Origin of the sequence: Nonomuraea sp. ZG12 (genome assembly GCF_052068115.1) — a bacterium.
Taxonomy (GTDB): domain Bacteria; phylum Actinomycetota; class Actinomycetes; order Streptosporangiales; family Streptosporangiaceae; genus Nonomuraea.
In genome coordinates, this window is sequence record NZ_JBQHCW010000072.1 from 1 (window position 1) to 4,475 (window position 4,475).

1 protein-coding gene is annotated in these 4,475 nt (G+C 74.0%); it reads left to right on the top strand.

Annotation, left to right across the window (positions count from 1 at the left end; translation table 11 throughout):
• Positions 1 to 4,475: SDR family NAD(P)-dependent oxidoreductase (locus ACTMTF_RS49250; protein WP_441117014.1), on the top strand; the 4,475-nt coding region annotated here is incomplete at both ends.

Here is a 4,475-nt window from a genome sequence, read left to right on the forward strand (position 1 = left end):
GGTCCGCGGCGGGCGGGGGTGTCGGCGTTCGGGATCAGCGGGACCAACGCCCACGTGATCATCGAGGAAGCACCCCCCGCCGGGGCCGACGGCCGCGATGGTCAGGACGACGGCGCGTCAGGCTCGGCCGCGGACCGTTCGTCCCGGGTGCTGGTGGGGGCGCCTCCGGCCTGGCTGATCTCCGGGCACACCGAGGCCGCGCTGGCGGCTCAGGCGGGGCGGCTGGTCGGCTTGGTGCGGGGTGGCGCGGGGCTGGATCCGGTGGACGTGGCCTGGTCGCTGGCGACGACGCGATCGGTGCTGGAGCATCGGGCGGTCGTGCTGGGCGCCCGACCGGGCGAGCCGGACCCGGGGGCTGACGCGGGGGCCGCCGGTTCGGACGGGCTGGCCCCGGGGGTCGGTACGGGGGCCGCCGGTTCGGACGGGTTGGTCGCGGGGGTGGAGGCGCTGGCCGCCGGTCAGCCGGCGGCAGGCGTGACCTCGGGTGCCGTACCGGCTGGCCGGTCGGGCCGGGTCGGGTTCGTGTTCGCGGGGCAGGGGGCTCAGCGGGCGGGGATGGGTGCTGAGTTGTATGCGGCGTCGCCGGTGTTCGCGGCGGCGTTCGATGAGGCGGTGGCGCTGCTGGAGGCCGAGCTGGGGTCGGCGATCCGGGACGTTGTTCTCGGCGTTCCGGGTCTCCAGGCTGGTACGGATGTGGCGGATCAGACCTTGTACGCCCAGACCGGGTTGTTCGCGGTGGAAGTGGGTCTGGTCGCGTTGCTGGCGGCGGCCGGGATCGTACCGGATGTGGTGGCCGGTCATTCGGTCGGCGAGATCGCGGCGGCGTACGCGGCGGGGGTGTTGACCCTTGAGGACGCGTGCCGGCTGGTGGCGGCGCGGGCCCGGCTGATGCAGGAGTTGCCGGCGGGCGGGGCGATGGCCGCCGTCGAGGCGAGCGAGGCGGAGATCCTGGCGGGGCTGTCCGGGGTGGCGGGGGTGTCCCTGGCGGCGGTGAACGGCACCTCGTCGGTGGTGATCTCCGGTGATGAGGCCGCGGTGGACGAGGTCCTGGCGCAGTGGCGGGAGCGGGGCCGGCGGGGTCGGCGGCTGCGGGTGAGTCACGCGTTCCACTCGGCGCGGATGGATCCCGTGCTGAACGAGCTGGGCCGGGTGGCCGCCGGTCTGGCGTACGCGCCTCCGGCGGTGGCGTGGGTCGGGGCCCTGTCGGGTGCGTTGGTGACGGCGCCGGAGCCCGGCTACTGGCCGGACCAGGCCCGTGGCGCGGTCCGGTTCGCGGACTCGGTGGCGGCGATGGCCGCGCTGGGCGTGTCGGTGTTCATCGAGATCGGTCCGGACGGGACCCTGTCGGCGATGGGCCCGGCCGCGCTCACCGAAGAAGCGCCGTTCATCCCGATGCTGAACCCGTCCCTTCCGGCAGTGCAGGCCGTGCTGACCGGGCTGGCCAAGGCCCACGTCCATGGGGTGACGGTCGACTGGGCGGCCGTCCTGGAGCCTGGACAGCGAGTCGACCTGCCCACCTACGCGTTCCAGCATCAGCGGTTCTGGCCCTCGCCGACGCCCGACGCGGGGGCGGGCGTGGGGACGGCCGGTTCGGGCTCGGCCGTGGAGGCCCGGTTCTGGGCGGCGGTCGAGCAGGGCGACCTGGCCGGACTGACCGATGCGCTGGAGGTCGATGCCGGGCGCCCGTTCAGTGAGGTGCTGCCGGTGCTGGCTTCGTGGCGGCAGCGGGAACGGGAGGAGGCACGGGCCTCGGATGTGCGGTACCGGATCTCGTGGGCGCCGGTCCGCGATCCGGAGCCGTCCCGCCTGACGGGCACCTGGCTGGTGGTGACGGGCCCGGCCGGCCTGGATCTGGCCGTGGAGTGCGTACGGGCGCTGAACGCTCAAGGAGCGATGGCCGTCGTGGCCCCCGTCGCCGCCGCGGACATCTCCCGGGAGGTGCTGAGGGCCCGGATCGATGAGGTCCTGACGGGTTCACCCGAGCGCGACGTGACCTTGGCAGGGGTGCTGTCCTTGCTCGCCGTGGAGGAGGAACCGCTGGCCGATCATCCCCATGTGCCGGCCGGTCTCGCCGGGTCGGTGGGCCTGGTGCAGGCGCTGGGGGACGCCGGGATCGACGCGCCGTTGTGGATGGTGACGCAGGGCGCGGTGGCGGTCGATGCCCAGGACGTGCTGTCACGTCCGGTTCAGGCGCAGGTTCTGGGCCTGGGCCGGGTCGCGGCCATGGAGAGTCCGGATCGTTGGGGCGGGCTGATCGACCTGCCGGTGGTTCTCGACGCACGGGCCGGGGCCCGGCTGGCGGGTGTGCTCGGTGGCTGCGGTGAGGATCAGGTCGCCATCCGGGCCGCCGGGATCCGGGGCCGGCGACTGGTCCGAGCCCCTCGGCCGATCGGTGGTCTGACCTCGGCGGTGCACGCCTCCTTCTCGCGGGGCACGGTGCTGGTGACCGGAGGGACCGGGGCGCTCGGCGGACAGGTCGGCGGGTGGCTGGCCGAGCGGGGCGCGGCCCGGGTGGTGCTGTGCAGCCGTTCGGGACCGGAGGCCGCGGGAGTCTCCCGGCTGGCCGCGCGACTGGCCGGTACGGGGGCGGCCGTGGCGGTCCTGACCGGTGATGTCGCCCGGAAGGACGAGGTGGCCGGGCTGCTCCACTGGATCGCCGCGGACGGTCCGGCGCTGACCGGGATCATGCACACCGCGGGCGCGCTCGACGACGGGGTGCTGGATCGGATGAGCCCGGCACGACTGGCCACCGTTCTGGCGGCGAAAGCCGGTGGGGCGGCGCATCTTGACCAGCTGACGGCGGGCCTGGATCTGTCGGCGTTCGTGTTGTTCTCTTCGGCGGCGGCGACGTTCGGTGGTGGTGGGCAGGGTAATTACGCGGCGGCGAACGCGTACCTGGACGCGTTGGCCGAGAACCGGCGCGGGCGCGGGCTGGCCGCGACCTCCCTCGCCTGGGGGGCGTGGGCCGGTGGCGGCATGGCGCAGGCCGACGCGACGGTGCAGCACCGGGTCGGCAGCGGACCGACCAGAGCGCTGGATCCCGAGCTGGCCCTGCAGATACTCGGGCAGGCCCTGGAGGGCGGCGAGGCCGGGCTGACCGTGTCGGACATCGACTGGGCCCAGATCGCCGCCACGCTGAGCGACCCGCAACAGGTTCCGTTCCTTCGCGAACTGCCCGACGTGCAGGCGCTCGTGCCCGCCGGCGCCGCCGAGTCCCGGCCGGCCGGAGAGCTGGCCCTGCTGCTGGCGGGTCGCTCGCCGGACGAACAGCACCGCCTCCTCACCGACATGATCCGGTCCGAGGCGGCGACGGTGCTGCACCACCCCTCACCGGAGGCGGTCGAGGCCGATCGGGCGTTCAGCGATGTGGGCTTTGACTCGTTGACCGCGGTGGAGCTGCGGAATCGGCTCTCCGCGCTTGCCGGGGCGCGACTGCCGGCGACGCTGATCTTCGACTATCCGACGCCGGCCCAGCTGGCGCATCACCTGCGATCGGAACTGCTGCGCGACACGGCCGATGGGCCGGCCGCCACGTCCATGGTGACGGCGGTGATGGAGGGCGAGCCGATCGCGATCGTCGGGATGGGATGTCGCCTGCCCGGCGGCGTGCGCAGCCCGGAGCAGCTGTGGGAGTTGCTGGTCGGCGAAACGGACGCGGTGTCCGGCTTTCCGGTGAATCGGGGCTGGGACGCCGCGCTCCTTGGTGACCAGGGGGATGCCGGCGCGGCGTACGCCCGTCAGGGCGGGTTCCTTCACGACGCGGGCGATTTCGATCCGGGGTTCTTCGGGATCAGTCCGCGTGAGGCGCTGGCGATGGATCCGCAGCAGCGGTTGTTGCTGGAGACGTCGTGGGAGGCGCTGGAGCGGGCGGGGATCGAGCCGCGGTCGTTGCGCGGCAGCCGGACCGGGGTGTTCGCCGGGGGAACGCCCACCGGGTACGGCGCTGGCCTGGAAAGCAGCGGGTCCGAGAGCTTTCTGCTGACCGGCACCGCCGGGGCCGTGCTCTCGGGACGGCTGTCGTACGTGCTGGGTCTGGAGGGACCTTCGGTGACGGTGGACACGGCGTGTTCGTCGTCCTTGGTGACGTTGCATCTGGCCGCGCAGGCGCTGCGGTCGGGGGAGTGCACGCTGGCGCTCGCCAGCGGGGTGACGGTGATGGCGACGCCGGCGGCGTTCGCGGCGTTCTCGCAGCAGCAGGGGCTGGCCTCCGACGGGCGGTGCAAGTCGTTCGGCGCTGGCGCCGACGGCACCGGCTGGGGCGAGGGAGCCGCCGTCCTGGTGGTGGAGCGGCTGTCGGACGCGCACAGGAACGGGCATCCGGTCCTGGCGGTGGTGCGCGGCAGCGCGGTGAACCAGGACGGCGCCTCCAACGGACTGACGGCGCCCAACGGCCCCTCCCAGCAGCGGGTGATCCGGGCCGCGTTGGCGAGTGCCCGGCTGTCGGCAGCGGACGTCGATGTGGTGGAGGCGCACGG